This is a genomic window from Streptomyces sp. NPDC060049, assembly GCF_042736715.1.
Lineage (GTDB): Bacteria > Actinomycetota > Actinomycetes > Streptomycetales > Streptomycetaceae > Streptomyces.
This window is the reverse complement of record NZ_JBHWVV010000010.1, coordinates 114,833-134,476: the sequence shown is the minus strand read 5'-3', so window position 1 is coordinate 134,476 and position 19,644 is coordinate 114,833. Positions and strand designations below refer to the sequence as shown.

18 protein-coding genes are annotated in these 19,644 nt (G+C 72.3%); 9 read left to right on the top strand and 9 right to left on the bottom strand.

All coding sequences use genetic code 11. The annotated features are described in order from the left end of the window. Nucleotides 1–14: 14 nt before the first annotated feature. Together cobT and ACFWBY_RS20345 are read right to left on the bottom strand one after the other, a co-directional pair. Nucleotides 15–1,076, bottom strand: coding sequence for a nicotinate-nucleotide--dimethylbenzimidazole phosphoribosyltransferase (gene cobT, locus ACFWBY_RS20350; RefSeq protein WP_385342272.1), 1,062 nt, complete (start codon nt 1,074–1,076; stop codon nt 15–17). Nucleotides 1,077–1,149: 73 nt separating this feature from the next. Next, nucleotides 1,150–2,355 (bottom strand): bifunctional adenosylcobinamide kinase/adenosylcobinamide-phosphate guanylyltransferase, encoded by a 1,206-nt coding sequence (locus ACFWBY_RS20345; protein WP_385342270.1) that lies wholly within the window; start codon nt 2,353–2,355, stop codon nt 1,150–1,152. A 104-nt stretch (nt 2,356–2,459) separates the two neighbouring features. Here ACFWBY_RS20345 and ACFWBY_RS20340 point away from each other — a divergent pair, with 104 nt between their 5' ends. Continuing rightward, entirely contained in the window at nt 2,460–2,672 is a 213-nt protein-coding gene (locus ACFWBY_RS20340) for a hypothetical protein (protein WP_385342269.1), read from the top strand. Nucleotides 2,673–2,736: 64 nt separating this feature from the next. On the opposite strand, the gene ACFWBY_RS20335 is transcribed toward ACFWBY_RS20340, so the two are convergent. Beyond that, complete coding sequence (locus ACFWBY_RS20335; RefSeq protein ID WP_385342267.1) at nt 2,737–3,495, bottom strand: class I SAM-dependent methyltransferase; 759 nt, start codon at nt 3,493–3,495, stop codon at nt 2,737–2,739. 53 nt (nt 3,496–3,548) lie between these two features. Continuing rightward, nucleotides 3,549–4,157 carry a DUF3043 domain-containing protein gene (locus tag ACFWBY_RS20330; RefSeq protein ID WP_385342266.1) on the bottom strand — a complete coding sequence of 203 codons (609 nt, stop codon included), beginning with the start codon at nt 4,155–4,157 and terminating at the stop codon, nt 3,549–3,551. A 290-nt stretch (nt 4,158–4,447) separates the two neighbouring features. Here ACFWBY_RS20330 and ACFWBY_RS20325 point away from each other — a divergent pair, with 290 nt between their 5' ends. Continuing rightward, nucleotides 4,448–5,239, top strand: coding sequence for a PspA/IM30 family protein (locus ACFWBY_RS20325; RefSeq protein WP_385342264.1), 792 nt, complete (start codon nt 4,448–4,450; stop codon nt 5,237–5,239). Nucleotides 5,240–5,252: 13 nt separating this feature from the next. After that, on the top strand, nt 5,253–5,531 hold the full coding sequence (locus ACFWBY_RS20320; protein WP_385342262.1) for a hypothetical protein: 279 nt from the start codon (nt 5,253–5,255) through the stop codon (nt 5,529–5,531). 81 nt (nt 5,532–5,612) lie between these two features. Here ACFWBY_RS20320 and ACFWBY_RS20315 read toward each other — a convergent pair whose 3' ends face one another. Next, complete coding sequence (locus ACFWBY_RS20315; protein ID WP_385340529.1) at nt 5,613–6,377, bottom strand: hypothetical protein; 765 nt, start codon at nt 6,375–6,377, stop codon at nt 5,613–5,615. A gap of 85 nt (nt 6,378–6,462) precedes the next feature. Here ACFWBY_RS20315 and ACFWBY_RS20310 point away from each other — a divergent pair, with 85 nt between their 5' ends. The 4 genes from ACFWBY_RS20310 (at nt 6,463) to ACFWBY_RS20295 (ending at nt 13,039) form a co-directional block, all read left to right on the top strand. Then, nucleotides 6,463–7,296 carry an adenosylcobinamide-GDP ribazoletransferase gene (locus tag ACFWBY_RS20310; protein WP_385340527.1) on the top strand — a complete coding sequence of 278 codons (834 nt, stop codon included), beginning with the start codon at nt 6,463–6,465 and terminating at the stop codon, nt 7,294–7,296. Nucleotides 7,297–7,353: 57 nt separating this feature from the next. Then, nucleotides 7,354–9,003: a glycosyltransferase family 2 protein gene (locus ACFWBY_RS20305; RefSeq protein WP_385340525.1), complete on the top strand. Its 1,650-nt coding sequence runs from the start codon at nt 7,354–7,356 to the stop codon at nt 9,001–9,003. A 32-nt stretch (nt 9,004–9,035) separates the two neighbouring features. Continuing rightward, nucleotides 9,036–9,749: a response regulator gene (locus ACFWBY_RS20300; RefSeq protein ID WP_385340523.1), complete on the top strand. Its 714-nt coding sequence runs from the start codon at nt 9,036–9,038 to the stop codon at nt 9,747–9,749. Between the two features lie 158 nt (nt 9,750–9,907). Continuing rightward, complete coding sequence (locus ACFWBY_RS20295; protein ID WP_385340521.1) at nt 9,908–13,039, top strand: efflux RND transporter permease subunit; 3,132 nt, start codon at nt 9,908–9,910, stop codon at nt 13,037–13,039. Nucleotides 13,040–13,119: 80 nt separating this feature from the next. On the opposite strand, the gene nadA is transcribed toward ACFWBY_RS20295, so the two are convergent. After that, nucleotides 13,120–14,307: a quinolinate synthase NadA gene (gene nadA / locus ACFWBY_RS20290; protein ID WP_385340519.1), complete on the bottom strand. Its 1,188-nt coding sequence runs from the start codon at nt 14,305–14,307 to the stop codon at nt 13,120–13,122. A gap of 315 nt (nt 14,308–14,622) precedes the next feature. On the opposite strand from nadA, the gene erpA reads away from it, so the two are divergent. Then, nucleotides 14,623–14,979, top strand: coding sequence for an iron-sulfur cluster insertion protein ErpA (erpA, locus tag ACFWBY_RS20285; RefSeq protein ID WP_214949940.1), 357 nt, complete (start codon nt 14,623–14,625; stop codon nt 14,977–14,979). Nucleotides 14,980–15,053: 74 nt separating this feature from the next. Here the strand turns inward: erpA and ACFWBY_RS20280 are convergent, their stop codons facing one another. Continuing rightward, nucleotides 15,054–16,508, bottom strand: a complete 1,455-nt coding sequence (locus tag ACFWBY_RS20280; RefSeq protein ID WP_385340517.1) for a hypothetical protein — start codon at nt 16,506–16,508, stop codon at nt 15,054–15,056. Between the two features lie 123 nt (nt 16,509–16,631). Beyond that, a complete protein-coding gene (locus ACFWBY_RS20275; RefSeq protein WP_385340516.1) occupies nt 16,632–16,844 on the bottom strand; it encodes a hypothetical protein in 213 nt (70 codons plus the stop codon). Between the two features lie 131 nt (nt 16,845–16,975). Here ACFWBY_RS20275 and ACFWBY_RS20270 point away from each other — a divergent pair, with 131 nt between their 5' ends. After that, nucleotides 16,976–17,953, top strand: a complete 978-nt coding sequence (locus ACFWBY_RS20270; protein ID WP_385340515.1) for a carbohydrate kinase family protein — start codon at nt 16,976–16,978, stop codon at nt 17,951–17,953. Nucleotides 17,954–18,011: 58 nt separating this feature from the next. Here the strand turns inward: ACFWBY_RS20270 and ACFWBY_RS20265 are convergent, their stop codons facing one another. Then, on the bottom strand, nt 18,012–19,391 hold the full coding sequence (locus tag ACFWBY_RS20265; protein ID WP_385340513.1) for a cysteine desulfurase/sulfurtransferase TusA family protein: 1,380 nt from the start codon (nt 19,389–19,391) through the stop codon (nt 18,012–18,014). Nucleotides 19,392–19,644 lie beyond the last annotated feature (253 nt).

Below are 19,644 nucleotides of genomic sequence, written 5' to 3'. Positions count from 1 at the left end.
CGGGCCCCGGTGACTCACTCCTTCGGCTCCGCCGGCCTCTCCGGGAGTTGTGCCGCGAGTGCCGCGGCCGCCTGGACGAGGGGAAGAGCCAGCAATGCCCCGGTTCCTTCTCCCACAGTGACGCCGTGGTCGAGCACAGGGTTGAGCGCCATCCGGTCCAGGGCCTTCGCCTGGCCGGGCTCCCCGCTGGCCTGTCCGGCCAGCCACCAGTCCGGGGCCCGGAAAGCGGCCCGCTGGGCCACCAGTCCGCAGGCCGCCGAGACGACTCCGTCGAGGATGACGGGAGTCCGGCGCACCGCGCACTGGAGCAGGAAACCGGTGATCGCGGCGACGTCCGCGCCACCGACGGCCGCGAGCAGCGCGACCTGGTCCCCGAGGACGGGCCGGGCGCGTCGCAGCGCGTCGCGGATCGCCGCGCACTTGCGCATCCAGGCCAGGTCGTCGATGGGCACGCCGCCACGGCCGGTGACGACGGAGGCGTCGGTGCCGCACAGGGCGGCGACGAGCGTCGCGGCGACGGTGGTCCCGCCGACGCTCAGGTCCCCGAGCACGATCAGGTCGGTCCCGGAGTCGGCTTCCTCGTCCGCGATCCGCATCCCGAGGCGCAGCGCCGCCGCGGCCTCCTCCGCCGTCAGCGCGTCCTCCACGTCGATCCGTCCGCTGCCGCTGCGGACGCGGTGCTTGGTGATCTCCTCCGGCAGCAGCGCGGGGTCGCACTCCAGACCCGCGTCGACGATCCGTACGGAGGCGCCGAACCGCCCGGCCAGGACGGCCACGGGGCTCGTCCCGTCGAGGACGGCACGCACCAGCTCGTGCGCACTGCCGGCGGGCCGTACGGACACACCCTCGGCGGCGATCCCGTGGTCGGCGGCGAACAGCACGACGCGCGGCCGCTCGATCGGGGCGACCGGCACCCGGCCCTGCGCGGCGGCCAGCCACTCGGCGAGCTCGTCGAGCCGCCCCAGCGCACCGACCGGCACGGCCAGCCGCTCACGGCGTTCCTCGGCATCACGCCGCACGCCCCCGTCGGGGCGCTCGATCAGATCGGAGAAGTCGTCGAGATTCAGCGTGGTCATCTGCCAGAGCGTACAGCGGCGCCCCGGGCCGCCCGAACGGCCTCGGCGGTCCGGATCGGCCCGCCCCGCGCGGCTATTCCTTCAGTACCGCCACCTGCCCGGCCACCACCAGCAGTACGTGCTCGCACTCGCCCGCGACCTCCGCGTTCAGCCGCCCCAGCTCGTCGCGGAAGCGCCGTCCCGACGCGGTCGCGGGAACCACGCCGGAACCGACCTCGTTGCTGACGAGCACCACCGGCCGCCGGGTCGCGCGGACGGCGGCCGCGAGCTCGGCGGTCCGTTCCCGCAGCTTCCGGGAGCCCCCGTTCGCCCAGACCGCGTCGTCCCAGGCGCCCACCCGGTCCATCGCGTCCGTCAGCCACAGCGACAGGCAGTCGATCAGCAGCGCGGGCCCCTCCTGTGCCAGCAGCGGCGCCAGCTCGCAGGTCTCCACGGTCCGCCAGGAGGCCGGGCGCCGCTCCCGGTGCAACCCCACCCGAGCCGCCCATTCCGCGTCGCCGTCGCGCGTACCGCCCGTGGCCACGTAGAGGACCTCGGGGAAGCCGGTCAGCCGGCGCTCCGCCTCGTACGACTTGCCGGAGCGGGCACCGCCGAGGACCAGGGTCCGGCGCGGCACGGTCGGCAGCGGGTGGTACTCCCCGGCCGTCACCGTGGTGCCGTCCGCCACCGCCCGCGCGCCGACGGCCGCGCAGCGGCGTTCCAGCTCCCGGCCCGGCGGGGTGTCGTGGTCGAGGTGGACCGCGATCACGTCCGTCGAGGGGCCCACCGCCCCGCTCGCCCGCAGCCGCGCCACGGCCTCGGGCCGGCCGAGGACGTCGGCGAGGACCACGTCGTACGGGCGGCGCCCGCTCGTCGCGTCGGTTCCGGCGGGCGCGCCGCCGGGCGGCAGGTACAGCACGCGGGCGCCGTCCGGCCCGGTCACCTCGTAGCCGGTGCCCGGCGCGTCCATCGGCACCGCCCGCACCCGGTGCCCGGAGATCACGGCGAGTTCACGCCCGTCCGGCACCCGCCCTGCCGCCGGCAGGCCCGGCGGCAGCTCGACGGCCGGGCCGTCGTGCGGGTGGGTCAGCAGGACCTGCCGTACGGCGGCCAGGGAGTGCCCCGCGCGGGCACCCGCGAGCACGGCTCCGGGGGTCAGGTCGAGCAGCAGCGCCCCGTCCACGAGCACGGCCGTGGCGGCGCGCGCCCGGGGGCCGACGCTGACCGCGCAGGCGGCGCAGGGACAGCCGGGGCGCGGCAGTCCTTCGGGAGTGCCGGTGCCGAGCAGAGTGAGTTCCACAGGATGATCCTCCCGCGTCGCCGAGACTGCTGCGCGCCCGGTTAGTCTGCGGGCACACTCAAGGCGAGACGCGTGCGAGTGGCGGACGAGCAACGGAGGCGGACATGGCGTGGACGTGGCGGTTCGAGACGGCGGACGGCAGTGAGACGAGTCCGTCGGTGGTACCCGAGGAGTTCACCACGCAGGGGGACGCCGAGTCGTGGATCGGCGAGTACTGGAAGGACCTGCTGGAGGGCGGCACCGAGAAGGTCAAGCTGTCCGACGACAGCGGCACCGAGCTCTACACGATGAGCCTGAGCGAGGCGCTGGACGCCTGAGCCGGACACCGGGGAGCCCGGGCCCGTCCACGGGCCCGGGCTCCGACGTGCGGGAGCCGCGGGTTCAACCGCGTACGCCGCACAGGTGCAGCAGTGCGGCGATCCCGCGGTAGGGGTCGGTCCGCCCGGCGCGGTCCTCGGCGGCGAGGAGCCGTTCCAGTTCCTCGTCGGCGGGAAGTTCCTCCCCGGCCTCCGTGCCGTCGGTGAAGACGCGGACGCCGTACCAGGTCTGCAGCGGGGCGCCGATGCCGGACAGCGTCGCGGTCAGCGCGGACAGCCGGTCGGCGCGCACGTCCAGGCCGAGCCGGTTGGTGTAGCCGACGGTGTCGAAGGCGGTCAGCGCGGCCGGCCAGTCGCCGTCCAGGCCGGGCCGCATGGCGAGCGCGTCGCCGTTGCGCACCAGCAGGGACAGCAGGCCGCCGGGGGCCAGCATGCGGGCGAGCCCGGCGAGCATGGCGTCCGGCTCGGGCACGTACATGAGGACGCCGTGGCAGAGCACCACGTCGAAACTGCCCGGCAGGAAGTGGGCGCCGGTCTCCCGGCCGTCGCCCTCCATGAGGCGGACGCGGTCCTGGATCCCCGCCGGTTCGGCGGCCAGCGCGTCACGGGCGACGGCCAGCATGTCGGGGTCCTGCTCCAGCCCGGTCACCTTGTGCCCGGCGCGGGCCAGGCGCAGGGCCTGAGTGCCCTGGCCCATGCCGACGTCGAGGACGCGCAGCCGCTGCCCGACGGGGAAGCGGTGCGCGATCTGCTCGTCGACCTGGCGGCCGACGAGCTCCTGGCGGACGGCGTTGCGCAGTCCGCCGAGGCCCTCCAGCCACAAACGGGCCCCGTCAGCGAAACCGCCCCCGCCGAACGCTCCGGGCGTCCCTCGGCTCAGGGCCGTTCCCCGCGCTTGACCTGCGGCTTCGGCAGGCGGAGCCGGCGCATCTGGAGGGTGCGCATGAGGCCGTACGCGACGGCGCCGCGCTTGGGCTCGTCGGGGAAGCGCTGGTTCAGGGCCTTGCGCAGGCGGATGAACAGGCCGATGGAGTCGACGATGATCAGCGCGATCACGCCGAGCCACAGCGTCAGCGCGATGTTCTGGATGGACGGCACCCGGACCATGCTGAGCACCAGGATGATCACTGCCAGCGGCAGGAACATCTCGGCGACGGAGAAGCGGGAGTCCACGAAGTCGCGCACGTAGCGGCGGACGGGACCCTTGTCACGGGTGGGCAGATAACGCTCGTCGCCACTGGCGAGAGCCTCGCGCTGCTTGGCCATCTCGACACGACGGCGCTCACGGGCTCGCTTGGCATCCTCCTTGCGATTGCCGGTCGAGGCCACCACGGCCTTGCGCTGCGACTGGGCCACAGCACGCTTCGGCGTAGGGCGGCCCTTCGGGGCCTGCGGGTCACGGGGCTGCGAGAGGTCGGCGCTCACCTTGTCGGTGGCGGCGGCCTTCTCTTCCTTGGAGGAGCGGCTACCAAACACAAAACCCAAGGGTACGTGGTCACGGGCACGTGCCCCACCCCCGTCGGGAACGATCCGGCAACGGCGGGCGTCCTTGTAGGTGCGGACCTGCGAGCGGCTGTGGGGGGAGCACCTACTCCTTACGCCTGACACGGCGGCGGAGCAGTCGTCCTGGAGGAGGAGCGCATCCGCACTCGAACAGTGCGGTAATGGAGGCAGGGCCCGTACTGTGGGTTCTGTGGCGATCATCTCGGGTGATCGGGGATCGCGACTGTTGGTGACCGGAGCGAAGTCCGTCTAGAAGGGGGCGCGCGAAGCCCATGAGCGGTGTCATGAAGCGTATGGGGATGATCTTCCGCGCGAAGGCGAACAAGGCCCTTGACCGGGCCGAGGACCCGCGCGAGACCCTCGACTACTCGTACCAGAAGCAGCTCGAACTGCTGCAGAAGGTGCGTCGCGGAGTCGCCGACGTGGCGACCTCGCGCAAGCGGCTGGAACTGCAGCTGAACCAGCTCCAGAGCCAGTCCGGCAAGCTGGAGGACCAGGGCCGCAAGGCCCTCGCCCTGGGTCGCGAGGACCTGGCCCGTGAGGCCCTGTCCCGCCGAGCCTCCCTGCAGCAGCAGGTCAGCGACCTGGAGGTGCAGCACCAGACCCTGCAGGGCGAGGAGGAGAAGCTGACCCTCGCCGCGCAGCGGCTGCAGGCCAAGGTGGACGCCTTCCGCACCAAGAAGGAGACGATCAAGGCCACGTACACGGCCGCCCAGGCGCAGACCCGGATCGCGGAGTCCTTCTCGGGCATCTCCGAGGAGATGAGCGACGTCGGCCTGGCCATCCAGCGGGCCGAGGACAAGACGGCGCAGCTGCAGGCCCGGGCCGGCGCGATCGACGAGCTGCTCGCCTCCGGCGCGCTCGACGACCAGAGCGGCCTCGGCTCGAAGGACGACATCCAGGCCGAGCTGGACCGCCTCTCCGGCGGGACGGACGTGGAGCTGGAACTCCAGCGGATGAAGGCCGAACTGGCGGGCGGCACGTCCCCCCAGCAGGCCATCGAGGGCGGCGCCCCGGGCACCGGCCAGCCGTCGCAGACCCAGCACCGGTTCGACAAGCAGTAGGACGGGGCCCGTCATGATTGTCCGCATCATGGGGGAAGGCCAGTGGAAGCTGGCAGACGGTCACTTCGTCGAGCTCAACACGCTGGACGACGAGCTGCTCGCGGAGATGGAGGGCGGCGACGAGGAGGGTTTCCGGCGCACGCTGGGCGCGCTGCTCGACGCCGTGCGCCGGCTCGGCGAGCCTCTTCCCGACGAGGCGCTGGAACCGTCCGAGCTGATCCTGCCGGCGCCGGAGGCCACACTTGACGAGGTCAGGGAGCTGCTCGGCGACGACGGCCTGATCCCGGGCTGACGGACGCCCCGGAACGTACGCGAAGGGCCCGCCCCCGACCCGGGGCGGGCCCTTCGCGCGCTCCGCCCTCCCGGCGGGAGGTCACCGCACCTCCGTGTCGGACGCCCGGTCGGGGTCCGGGGTCCCGCCGATGAAGTTCTCGAACTTGCGGCGCGGCGCCGCCCACCTGCGGTCGTGGTGGAAGGCGCGCAGCCCCGACCTGGCCCGGGCCTTCGGACGGTTGCCGTAGAACTTGCGCGCGTACGGGGAACCGGGCCGGGCCAGCCGGACCGCGCCGATCAGCGCGACGAAGGGGATGACCATGCCGAAGAACGCGGTGCGCGGTTTTCCCTTCCACAGGGCGATCAGGGCCAGGAAGAAGTTGGTCGCTATGTTCATGACGACGAGCCCGCGGTTCTGCCGTTCCTCCGGGGACAGGTCGTTGACCCCGAACGGCAGGAATCCGCCCAGCACCAGCGCCACGATCGCCGCCGTCAGGACCACGATCTCCACGCTCTTGCGGCCCTGCTCGCTCCAGTACACGTCGTCCAGGTGCAGGATCAGCGCGAACTCGTCGAGCACCAGGCCCGCGCCCAGACCGAAGATCACGGCTGAGAGCCCCGCCCCGAAGCTGTGCCGGCTGCTGCCGATCGCGCCGAAGCCGCCGATGATCACGAGGATCACGCCGGGCACCACGTGGTGGACGTGGACCCCGCCCGGAGTGACGTTCTTGAACGGCCCCCGCCCCGCCCGGATCATCCGGGTGATCACGCGGGTGACCAGGAAGGACAGGACGAAGGAGACCAGGGCGAGGAGCAGGGCGAGCTTCCCCGGCTCGATGATGTTTCGGTACCACCAGTCACCCATACCGCAGACTTTCTGTTCGGCAGCTCCCGATTTGGTCCGTAATGGGTAACTTACCGTCCGCCAGGAGCGGGTAGCGTTCGCGCCGATGACAGATTCGTACGAGGGCCCGACTTCGGCGCCGTCCCCCACCCCGTCCCCGGACCGGGCCTCCCTGCTCGACGGAGTGCGCTTCGCCTTCGGCACGCTCACCGTGCTGCCCGCGCGCATCACCCGCTGGGACCGCCCCGCCGCCCGCGCCGGCATGGCCTGCGCCCCGCTCGCCGGCCTCGTCGTGGGACTGCTCGCGGCCGTTCCCGGAGTGCTCCTGCTGCTGTGCGGCGCAGGCCCGCTGCTGGCCGCGGCCGTCACCGTCGCCGTGCCGGCGGCCCTGACCCGCGCCCTGCACCTGGACGGCCTCGCCGACACGGCCGACGGACTGGGCAGCGCCAAGCCGGCCGAGGACGCGCTGCGCATCATGAAGCAGTCCGACATCGGCCCCTTCGGGGTCGTGGCGCTGGTGATCGTCCTGCTGGTCCAGGTCGCGGCGCTGTCGAACGCGTACGCCGACAGCTGGATCCGCGGCGCCCTCGCCGCCGTGCTCGCCGCCGTCGCGGCCCGGCTCGCGATGACCCTGGCCTCCCGCGACGGAGTGCCGCCGGCCCGCCCCGGGGGGCTGGGCGCGGCCGTCGCCGGCACGGTCCCGCGCGGCGCGGCCGCCGCGATCGCCGGGGCCGCGGTGGTGCTGGCGGCCGCGGCCGGGGTACCGCTGGGCCTGCCGTACGCCGGCCAGTACGCGGCGGCGGTCCTGGCGGCCCTGCTGGCGTCCGAGCTCCTGCTCCGCCGCTGCGTGCGCCGCTTCGACGGGGTCACCGGCGACGTGTTCGGCGCGCTGGCCGAGGTCGCGGCGACGACGGCCCTGGTGGTGCTCGCCCTGGGCTGAGCCGGCCGGGCCGGGAGGCCGCAGGCGGTCCCACAAGGTCGTTTATAGTTTCGCGTCATGCAGCGCGAGCACATTCCCGACGTATCCGTGATCATCGCCGTCTACAACGCGATGCCGTATCTCGTGGAGTGCCTCGACTCGGTCGTCAACCAGAGCATCGGCGTCGAGCGGATCGAAGTGATCGCCGTCGACGACGGTTCGACCGACGGCAGCGGCGCCGAACTGGACCGCTACGCCGCCCGCCATCCGCAGATGCGCGTCGTGCACCAGGCGAACTCGGGCGGCGCGAGCGCCCCCCGCAACCGGGCCCTCGACCTGGCCCGGGGCCGCTACGTCTACGTGGTCGACGCCGACGACTACCTCGGCCCGGAGGCGCTGGCCCGCCTGGTGGGGATGGCCGACAGCCAGGACGGCGACGTGGTCCTCGGCAGGCAGGTCGGACTCGGCCGGGCCGTCTCGGACAAGGCGTACCGGCACGCCGAGAGCGCGGACCTGTACACGTCGGGGGTGTACCGGTCACTGAGGAGCTTCAAGCTCATCCGGCGCGCGGTCCTGGAGTACAACCGGATCCGCTACCCGGAGGACCTCTGGTACGGCGAGGACCAGGTCTTCATGACCGCCGTGTACCTCGCCGCCCGGAAGATATCGGTGGTCGGGGACTACGACTGCTACTTCCTGCGCAAGCGCGAGGACGGCGGCAACATCACCTCGCGGCCCAGGACCGCCTGGGAGAACGTCGAGTCCATCGACCGCGCGATGCGGATGGTCTCGGACGCGGTGGGGGACCCGGTGGGACGCCGGCGGATGCTGGGGCGCCACTTCCGTTCCCTGCTCCAGAGGATGACGGCGGCCGCGCGGACGCGCGCGGGCCGGCCCGACTACGCCGCCGAAGTGCTCTGGCGCTCCAAGGCGATGTGCGAGGCGTACTGGACCCCCGACATGTACGGGGAGCTCTCGCACGTCGACCGGATCCGGATGTACTGCTTCCTGTACGGCGCGATGGAGGCCTTCGAGCAACTCGCCGCGTACGACCCCAAGGAGGCCCCGCCGGGGCAGATCGTCGACAACGGCCGCGTCTACCGGCTGTTCCCGCTCTTCCGCGACCCCGCCGTCGGACTCCCCGACGCCCTCTTCGAGATCACCGACACCCTCAAGGTGGTGCACCGGCTGGACTCGTTGGCGTGGACCAAGGGCAACCGGATGCGCGTCACCGGCCGCGGGTACATCACCTCCCTCGGCGCCGGTCGCATGGGCACCGAACTGGCGCTGCGGCAGCGCGAAACGGGGGTCGAGTACCTGGTCCCGGTCACCGCGTGCCCCTGGACCGACGCCGCGGGCGACCCGACCGGCCCGACCGGCTTCGAGGTGGAGACGGACCCCGCGTCCGTCGACGGCGCGCCGCTCCTCTCCGGTTTCGAGGCAGAGGTGGACTTCGCGTCCATGGACGGCGGGCCGATCCTCCCCGGCACCTGGGACCTCTTCCTGAACGTGCGCACCGACGGCGTGATGCGGCCCGCCCGTCTCGGGCGCCACGCGGCACCCGGGCTCGACCGGACGGCGCGCCGGCCGCGGGTGGTCCACCAGGACCCCGCCTCGGGGACCGAACTGGCCGCGACCGTGTTCTTCACGGCGGGATACGACAACCTCAGCATCGAGGTGACCCGCAGGCTCCCCCTCCCCGCCGCCGTTGCGGCTCAGGCGGGCTGATCCCGCCGCGGGGGACGACGTAGGGTCGGGGCGTGGAAGAGACCGCGACCCCCGACCCGACACCCATCAGGGTGCTGCTCGCCGACGACCAGGCGCTGCTGCGCAGCGCGTTCAAGGTGCTCGTCGACTCCGAGCCCGACATGCGGGTGGTCGGCGAGGCCTCCGACGGGGCGCAGGCCTTCGAGCTGGCGCGCGGGGTCCGGCCCGACGTCGTGCTCATGGACATCCGGATGCCCGGCACCGACGGCCTCGCCGCCACCCGACTGATCAGCGCCGATCCCGAGCTGGCCGCCGTGCGCGTGGTGATGCTGACGACCTTCGAGGTCGACGAGTACGTCGTGGCAGCCCTACGGGCGGGCGCCTCCGGCTTCCTCGGCAAGGGCGCCGAACCCGACGAGCTGCTCAACGCCATCCGCGTCGCGGCCGCCGGCGACGCGCTGCTCTCCCCGGTCGCCACCAAGGGGCTCATCGCCACCTTCCTCGCCCAGGGCGGCGGCGCGGCCGACACGATCGCCACCGCCGCGCACGCAAAGCGCCTGGCCGCGCTGACCGTTCGCGAGCGCGAGGTCCTCGTCCTCGTGGCGGCGGGCCTGTCGAACGACGAGATCGCCGGCCGGCTGGAGGTCAGCCCGCTCACCGTCAAGACGCACGTGAACCGGGCCATGGCCAAGCTGGGTGCCCGCGACCGCGCCCAATTGGTGGTCATCGCCTACGAATCGGGACTAGTCCGGCCCAGGGCAGAGTAGGCCCGTCTACTGCGGACGCGGTATGCGCCGGATAAGGACGGGACCTGGGGCCGACGCCGCGGTGCGGCGCACACGGAAGGCTGGAGTGGCTTCGTGTGTGCCCGACGGCATGACTTCGTAGACGTCACCCGCGTCACTGCAGAGAGATCCCCATACCCATGTTCCGGCTGTCCCGCTTCAGCCTGGCCCAAAGGGCGTTGATCGGCCTCGTGTCGGTCGTCGCGCTCCTTTTCGGTGCCATAGCCATCCCGCAGCTCAAGCAGCAGCTGCTGCCCTCCATCGACCTGCCGATGGTGTCCGTGCTCGCGCCGTACCAGGGCGCCTCGCCCGACGTGGTGGAGAAGCAGGTCGTCGAACCGATCGAAGCCGTACTCAAGGGCGTCGACGGCATCACCGGCATCACCTCCACCGCCAGCGAGGGCAACGCCCTCATCATGGCGACCTTCGACTACGGGGACACCGGCACCAAGCAGCTCGTCGCCGACGTGCAGCAGGCCGTCAACCGGGCCCGCGTCCGGCTGCCCTCGGACGTCGACCCGCAGGTGATCGCCGGCTCCACCGACGACATGCCGACCGTGGTCCTCGCCGTCACCTCCGACAAGGACCAGCAGGCGCTGGCCGACCAGCTGAACAAGTCCGTCGTCCCCGTCCTGGAGGACATCGCGGGCGTCGGCCAGGTCAGCGTCAACGGCGTCCAGGACCTCCAGGTCACCGTCACGCCGGACGACGCCAAGCTCGCCGCCGCCGGCCTCGACGGCGCGGCCCTGGCCCAGGGCCTCCAGGCGGGCGGCGCGACCGTCCCCGCCGGCTCCTTCGACGAGGGGGGCAAGAACCGCACCGTGCGCGTCGGTTCGGGCTACACCTCGCTCGCCCAGCTGGAGGACCTGCGCCTCACTGCCGGACCGGGCAAGCCGGCCGTCCGCCTCGGTGACGTGGCGGGCGTGAAGCAGGAGCCCGCCAAGGCCGACTCCATCACCCGCACCGACGGCAAGCCCAGCCTCGCCCTGGTCCTCACCATGGACAAGGACGGCAGCGCCGTCGCCATCTCGGACGCGGTCGAGGACAAGCTGCCCGAGCTCCGCTCCACCCTGGGATCCGGCGCCGACCTCACCGTGGTCAGCGACCAGGGCCCGGCCGTCGCCAAGTCCATCTCCGGCCTGACCACCGAGGGCCTGCTCGGCCTGCTCTTCGCGGTCGTCGTGATCCTGGTCTTCCTCGGCTCGCTGCGCTCGACGCTGGTCACCGCGGTCTCCATCCCGCTGTCCGTCGTCCTCGCGCTGATCGTGCTGTGGACCCGCGACCTGTCCCTCAACATGCTGACGCTCGGCGCTCTCACCATCGCCATCGGCCGGGTCGTCGACGACTCGATCGTGGTCCTGGAGAACATCAAGCGCCACCTCGGCTACGGCGAGGAGCGCGAGAGCGCGATCATCACCGCGGTCAAGGAGGTGGCCGGCGCGGTCACCTCCTCCACGCTCACCACCGTCGCCGTCTTCCTGCCGATCGCCTTCGTCGGCGGCATGGTCGGCGAGTTCTTCGGCCCGTTCTCGATCACCGTCGCCGCGTCCCTGCTGGCCTCGCTGCTCGTCTCCCTGACCGTCGTGCCGGTGCTCTCGTACTGGTTCCTGCGCGCGCCCGAGGGCGTGAGCGCGGCGGACGCCGAGAGCGTCGAGCGGGCCCGCCGCGAGGCCGAGGAGAAGGAGTCGCGCAGCAAGCTCCAGCGGATCTACGTACGGGCCCTGGCCCTGGTCACCCGGCGCCGGCTCGCCACGCTGGCCGTCGCCGTCGTGGTGCTCGTCGCGACGCTGGGCATGACCCCGCTGCTCAAGACGAACTTCTTCGACCAGGGCGAGCAGGAAGTCCTGTCCATCAAGCAGCAGCTGCCCCCTGGCACCTCGCTGGCCGCCGCCGACGAGGCGAGCCGCAAGGTGGAGAAGGTCCTGTCCGAGACGGACGGCGTCAAGGACTACCAGGTCACCGTAGGCTCCTCCGGCTTCATGGCCGCCTTCGGCGGCGGTACCGGCTCCAACCAGGCCTCGTACCAGGTCACCTTGGAGAGCTCGGACGACGCCGACGCCGCCAAGAAGCACATCGAGACCGCCCTGAAGGGGCTCGACGGCATCGGCGACACGACCATCGCGGCCGGCGACGGCTTCGGCAGCCAGAACCTCAGCGTCGTCGTCAAGGCCGGTGACGGGGCCGTCCTCGCCCAGGCCGCCGAGCAGGTCCGCGCCGAGGTGGCCAAGATCGAGGACGTCACCGACGTCCAGAGCGACCTGTCCCAGTCCGTGCCCCGCATCTCGGTCACCGCGACCCCCAAGGCGGCGGAGTTCGGCCTGAACCAGGCCGCGCTCGGCGCCGTCGTGGGCCAGGCCGTACGGGGCAACCCGGTGGGCAAGGCGGTACTGGACAACACCGAGCGGGACATCGTCATCAAGTCCGCGCAGCCGGCCGCGACCCTGGCCCAGCTGCAGGCGCTGCCCGTCGGCCCGGTCAAGCTCGGCGACATCGCCGAGGTCAAGGAGGTCCCCGGCCCGGTCGCGATGACCCGGATCGACGGCGCCCGCGCCGCCACCATCACCGCGAAGCCGATCGGCGACAACACCGGCGCCGTCAGCGCCACCCTGCAGTCCAAGATCAAGGCCCTGGACCTCCCCGCGGGCGCCACGGCCGGCATCGGCGGCGTCGGGCAGGACCAGAGCGAGGCCTTCGGCTCGCTGGGCCTGGCCATGCTCGCCGCCATCGCGATCGTCTTCATGCTGCTGGTCGCGACGTTCCGCTCGCTGGTCCAGCCGCTGATCCTGCTGGTCTCCATCCCGTTCGCGGCGACCGGCGCGCTCGGGCTGCTCCTGGTCACCGGCACCCCGCTCGGCGTCCCGGCGCTGATCGGCATGCTGATGCTCATCGGCATCGTGGTGACCAACGCGATCGTCCTCATCGACCTGATCAACCAGTACCGGGCCCAGGGCTACGGCGTGGTCGAGGCGGTCGTCGAGGGCGGTCGGCACCGTCTGCGCCCGATCCTGATGACGGCACTGGCGACGATCTTCGCGCTGCTCCCGATGGCGCTGGGCGTCACGGGCGAGGGCGGCTTCATCTCGCAGCCGCTCGCGGTGGTCGTCATCGGAGGCCTGATCAGCTCCACCCTGCTGACGCTGCTCCTGGTGCCGACCCTCTACACGATGCTGGAGCTCCGCAAGGAGCGCCGTCGCGCGAAGAAGACGGCCCGGCTGACCGTGGTCCCCGAGCCGTCCGCCTCCTCGCAGGACGAGAGCCCGGTCAAGGTCTGACGCGTCACGCCAACCGCACACGCCGAAGGGCCGCCCCTCCTGTGAGGGGCGGCCCTTCGGGCGTCACGGGGGGAGCGGGGCTACGGAAGCGCGAGCATCCGCTCCAGGGCGAGCTTCGCGAAGCTCTCCGTCTCCTTGTCGACCTGGATCTGGTTGACGAGGTTGCCCTCGGCCAGGGACTCCAGGGTCCACACCAGGTGGGGGAGGTCGATGCGGTTCATGGTCGAGCAGAAGCAGACCGTCTTGTCGAGGAAGACGACCTCCTTGTCCTCTGCGGCGAAACGGTTCGCCAGACGGCGTACGAGGTTCAGCTCGGTGCCGATGGCCCACTTGGAGCCGGCCGGGGCCGCCTCCAGCGCCTTGATGATGTACTCCGTGGAGCCGACGTAGTCCGCGGCCGCCACGACCTCGTGCTTGCACTCGGGGTGGACGAGCACGTTGACGCCGGGGATGCGGGCGCGCACGTCGTTGACCGAGTCGACCGAGAAGCGGCCGTGCACGGAGCAGTGCCCGCGCCACAGGATCATCTTGGCGTTCCGCAGCTGCTCGACGGTCAGGCCGCCGTTCGGCTTGTGCGGGTTGTAGAGCACACAGTCGTCCAGGGACATGCCCATGTCGCGGACGGCCGTGTTGCGGCCCAGGTGCTGGTCCGGGAGGAAGAGCACCTTCTCGCCCTGCTCGAACGCCCACTCCAGGGCCTTCTTGGCATTGGACGACGTACAGATCGTGCCGCCGTGCTTGCCGGTGAAGGCCTTGATGTCGGCCGAGGAGTTCATGTACGAGACGGGGACCGTGCTGCCGGCTATCCCCGCCTCGGTCAGCACGTCCCAGCACTCCGCGACCTGCTCGGCGGTGGCCATGTCGGCCATCGAGCAGCCCGCCGCGAGGTCGGGCAGGACGACCTTCTGGTCGTCCGAGGTGAGGATGTCCGCGGACTCGGCCATGAAGTGGACGCCGCAGAAGACGATGTACTCGGCCTCCGGCTTGGCGGCCGCGTCCTTGGCGAGCTTGAAGGAGTCGCCGGTGACGTCGGCGAACTCGATGACCTCGTCACGCTGGTAGTGGTGGCCGAGGATGAAGACCTTGTCCCCGAGCTTCTCCTTGGCGGCGCGGGCGCGCGCCACCAGGTTCGGGTCGGACGGCGAGGGCAGGTCGCCGGGGCACTCCACCCCGCGCTCGCTCTTGGGGTCGGCTTCGCGGCCGAGCAGCAGCAAGGCGAGGGGCGTGGGCTGGACGTCCAAAGGCTGGGCGGTGGTCACGACACGCACCCTTTCTGTTCTGCGACAAGGGACTTCTGAAGACTTCGCTCGACTTCTCGTCTATTTGACGTTATCTATCATAACCGCTTCATGTCACTTTGACGATGCCGATAGTGTCGATGTGACGAATTCGCCCTCCGCCGGTAGGGGCGGCCCGCCCCCGATAGGGGTCACCTCCGCGCGGCGGTGTGCGAGCATGGAATATCTGGAACAAGCGTCGGGTCCCGGAATGAATCCGCGGTCCCGCTCGTTGCCACCGACGGCAAGAGTCCGACGTTTCCCCGCACCCGCGCGGGGAGCCGCCCACTTCGGGAGTGAATGCAGATGTCCGTACAGGACGAAAAGACCACTGTGAGCGACGGCATCCTCCTGTCCGACGCCGCCGCCGAGAAGGTCAGGACCCTGCTGGAGCAGGAAGGCCGTGAAGACCTGGCCCTGCGCGTAGCCGTCCAGCCCGGCGGCTGCTCCGGCCTGCGCTACCAGCTCTTCTTCGACGAGCGCTCCCTCGACGGCGACGTCGTGAAGGACTTCGACGGCGTCAAGGTCGTCACCGACCGGATGAGCTCCCCGTACCTGCACGGTGCGTCGATCGACTTCGTCGACACCATCGAGAAGCAGGGCTTCACCATCGACAACCCGAACGCCACGGGCTCCTGCGCCTGCGGCGACTCCTTCAGCTAAGCCCGCAGGACCACGTGGAGGGGCCCGCCACCGGACATCCGGCGGCGGGCCCCTCCTGCGTGTACCGCCCGCTCCTACTGCCGCGCGAGCGGCTTGCCCGTCGTCGCGTCGATCACCTTCCGGTCACCGAGCGGTTGCTGGAGCCGGGCCGTCACCGTCATCTCCTGCGCGACCATGATGCACGCCTGACCCGGCTTGTTCGGGGTGTCCGTGATCCGCGTCATGACCGACTCCGGCTGCTCCCGGACCTCCAGGGCGTACGTGCTGCACACCCCGCCCCAGAAGTTCACCGTCAGCGTCCGGTCGGCCTCGGAGTAGGAGAACCCGGGCACGGTGAGCCCCTTCGCGGGCGGTGCGACCGTCGCCGGGGGCTCCTCGGCAGGGGCCGCCGGCTGGGCCACCGTGCGGCCCGGGCCGCCGCCCTTGCCCGCCACCTCGAACAGCCATGCCGGGACCAGGCCCCGGGCCCCGTCGACCGTGCCCGGGACCAGCCCGAGCGCGGCGCCCCGTACCGACTCCGTCCGCGGCGGCTTCATCGGCCGCGGCTCCGGGTTGCAGGGCAGCGTGTCCGTGGCGCCGACCGGGGAGTCAGGGGTCAGCGGGACGCTGGTGGCACACCCGCTCGGGCCGGGACCGGTGCCGTCGGACCCTCCCGCCTTCTCGTTCAGCCGGGCCAGCGCGTCCACGGCGCCGGTCACCGGCTGCTCGCCGGCCCGTACGGGAGCCGTCAGCTCGCCGCTGCCCGACACCACCTTGGAATCCGCCCCCACGCCGATCCGGGTGGACCAGCCCTGCGTGGGCAGGCCGCCGATCACCGGGTCGGCGCTCACCACGCGCACCGAGCCCTGGAGGAGCCCGGCGCCGAGCTTGGCCGAACCCTGGCCGACGGCCGCCAGTACGGGCGCGGCGGCGGCCTTGGCGGCCTCCTCGGAGACCGGCTCGCCCCCGGCCGCGGCGGATCCTTCGCCCGAACCGTCCTGGGGGAGCGTGGCCGGGCCGCAGGTGTCCTTGCCGCGCTGGCAGTCGTCTCCGGTGCCGCCCACTTGGAAGCGGGAGAAGTTCCACGTTCCGGGAGCCTTGAGGTTCACCGTGAGCAGGGGACCGGAGCCGTCCGCGGCCTCCCCGACCTGCCAGAGCTCACCGGTGAGCCGCGGCGCGCCGGAGAGGCCGAGGGCCGCGGCCAGCCGGGCCACCTCGGCGGAGGTCACCTCACCGCGCGCGGCGAACACGGGCGCGGTCCCGGGGCCGTCGGGCAGCGGGACGTCGGCCGTGTACGTGACGCCGCCGCCGGAGGGGTCGGGCTCGCCGGGCGCGATGCCGGGCCCCGTCGGAGCGGGCGCGACGCGGGGCGCGGAGGCCGCGCTGTCGCCCGTCCGGCCCTCCCCGTGGGCGGTCGACGCCCAGTACGCCGTGCCGCCGCCGGTGAGCAGGACGGCCGCGGCGATCGAGCCGACGATCCAGGCCGGCCGCCGTGGTGTCGTGCGTGATGTGTCGGGTGTGTCGGATGTGCCGGGTTGTTCGCTGGTCACCGCTTCGCTCCTTTGCCCGTCCCGCCGTGGGTGATGCGGGTGTGACGCAGCGGGCACGGATCCGGTTCCGTGCGGCCGCACCGGACACCGCGGGCCCGGCCGACGAGATCCGAACGAGACGGCCTAGTCGCCGTAGGCCGCGGTGGAGGCGATCAGGCGGGCCGAGGCCGCCGGGACGCGGATGCCGTGGATCTGCGAGGGCGCCACCCGGTCCGGACGGGGGTCGGCGGGCACCGGCCAGTGCGGGGCCATGCGGGCGCAGTCGCCCAGCAGTCGGGTGAAACCGGGGCGCGCGTCGGCGGGGTCGGCGTACCCGAAGCCATCGGTGTAGGTCATGGGGCACGGTATGCACGGCGCGGCGGGCGAAGAAAGACCTACTACGGGGTAGTTTCTGCCGGTCGGCCACACGCCGCCGACCGGGTAGTTTTGAATGTCCCCTCGCCGTCCTCCGCAGGAGCATCCACGCCGTGCGCATCGCAGTCACCGGCTCCATCGCCACCGACCACCTCATGACCTTCCCCGGCCGCTTCGCCGACCAGCTGGTCGCGGACCAGCTGCACACGGTCTCCCTCTCCTTCCTCGTCGACAACCTCGACGTGCGGCGGGGCGGCGTCGGCCCGAACATCTGCTTCGGCATGGGGCAGCTCGGGACCCGCCCGATCCTCGTCGGCGCGGCCGGCTACGACTTCGACGAGTACCGCGCCTGGCTGGACCGGCACGGCGTCGACACCCAGTCCGTGCGCATCTCCGAGGTGCTGCACACCGCCCGCTTCGTCTGCACCACGGACTCCGACCACAACCAGATCGGCTCCTTCTACACGGGCGCGATGAGCGAGGCCCGCCTGATCGAGCTGAAGGCGGTCGCGGACCGGGTCGGCGGCCTGGACCTCGTCCTGATCGGCGCCGACGACCCCGAGGCGATGCTGCGCCACACGGAGGAGTGCCGCACGCGCGGGATCCCCTTCGCGGCGGACTTCTCGCAGCAGATCGCCCGGATGGACGGCGAGAACATCCGCACCCTGATGGAGGGCGCGACGTACCTGTTCTCCAACGAGTACGAGAAGGGCCTCATCGAGTCGAAGTCCGGCTGGACGGACGCGGAGATCCTGGCGAAGGTCGGCACCCGGGTCACCACGCTGGGCTCGAGCGGCGTCCGGATCGACCGGGTCGGCCACGACCCGATCGTCGTCGGCTGCCCCGAGGAGACGGCGAAGGTCGACCCGACGGGCGTCGGCGACGCCTTCCGGGCGGGCTTCCTGACGGGCCTGGGCTGGGGCGTCGGCCTGGAGCGGGCGGCGCAGGTCGGCTGCATGCTGGCGACGCTCGTCATCGAGACCCTCGGCACCCAGGAGTACACCCTGGCCCGCGCGCACTTCATGGAGCGCTTCACGAAGGCCTACGGGGACTCCGCCGCGGCGGAGGTCCGGGCGCACCTCGCCGCGTAGCCGACGGCCTGTCGCCCGGGGCCGAGCCCCGGCGACGGCGGTATGACCCCCGCGGGGGTCATACCGCCCGGCGGACCGTGTAGGCGACGCCCTGCCCGCGCGGGGCCTCTCCCACGTAGACCTGCCCGCGCATCGAGCACCACGCCGGAATGTCCAGTCGCGCGACCTCGTCGTCCGACAGGACCGTCACCGTGCCCCCGACCGGCACCCGCCCGATCGCCCGTGCCAGCTCGATCACGGGCTGCGGGCACCGCAGCCCGAGCGCGTCCAGCTCCAGCGACTCGGCGTCCGGCGCGGCGGGCTCGGCCTCCACGGCGCCCAGCCGTTCCCTGACCCCCGCCACCAGCCCCGGCAGCACCTCCAGGAAGCCGTTGACCTCGGCCGCCGTCGTGCCGACCGGCAGGGACACCCGTACGTTCCCCTCCGAGAGCGCCCCCATCGCCTTCAGGACGTGGGAGGGGGTCAGCGTCGAGCTCGTGCACGAGGAGCCGGAGGAGACCGAGTAGCCCGCCCGGTCCAGCTCGTGGAGCAGCGTCTCGCCGTCGACGTACAGGCACGAGAAGGTGACCAGGTGGGGGAGGCGCAGGTCGGGGTGACCCACCACCTCCACGTCCGGCACCAGGCGGGCCACCCGCCGGCGCAGCCGGTCCACCAGGATCCGCAGGCGGGCCGCTTCCGCGTCCGCCTCGGCGCGCACCGCCCGCAAGGAGGCCGCCGCGGCGACGACCGCCGGCAGGTTGACGAAGCCGGGGGAGCGGCCCGACTCCCGTTCGTCCAGGGGGCCTTGGGGGGAGAAGCGGACCCCCTTGCGGACCGCCAGCAGGCCCACTCCGGGCGGGCCGCCCCATTTGTGGGCGCTCGCGCACAGGACGGACCAGCCCCCGGGGACCGGCCCCCACCCCAGCGACTGCGCCGCGTCCACCAGCAGCGGGACCCCGGCGGAGCCGCAGACCTCGGCGACCTCCGCCACCGGCTGGAGCGTGCCCACTTCGTGGTTGGCCGACTGGAGGCAGGCCAGCGCCGTGGACGGGCCCACGAGTTGCCCGTAGTCGGATGCCGAGACGAGGCCGAAGCGGTCCACCGGGACCTCCGCGACCGTCCCGCCGCCCGCCGCGTGAACCTCCGCCGCGTGCAGCACAGAACTGTGTTCGACCGCCGATACGACCAGATGCCCGCCGACCCGCCGGCGCCCCGCGAGCACCCCGGCCACGCCCGAGTGAACCGCGTGCGTCCCCGAAGGGGTGAACGAGAGCTCGTCCGGGCGGCATCCCACCGACTCCGCCGCCGCCTCCCGCGCCGCGTCCAGCAGCAGCCTGGCATGCCGGCCTTCGCGGTACAGCCGGGCCGGGTCGGCCCAGCCCTCGTCAAGGCAGGCCTGGAGCGCCTGCCGGGCCACGGGGTGCAGCGGGGCGGCGGACGCGGTGTCGAAGTACGGCATCCGTTCACGCTAACCGGCGGCCGCCGCGAGCAGGCGCCACTTTCCCGACGGTGCCGAGGTCAGGGGGCGTCAGATGGCCTCGGGAGGCCGCCATTCAGGGCCGGTTGGGCCGTCCCCCGTACGGCGGATCCATCCCTTCGGGGTCAGTAACGGCGCGTTGGGCACCCTCCCCGCGCGACCCCAAATAGCGTCCAGTAGGGTTTGGTCCGCATAAACATCCAAACCCCTGCCTGCGTCAGGGCCGGCGACCGAC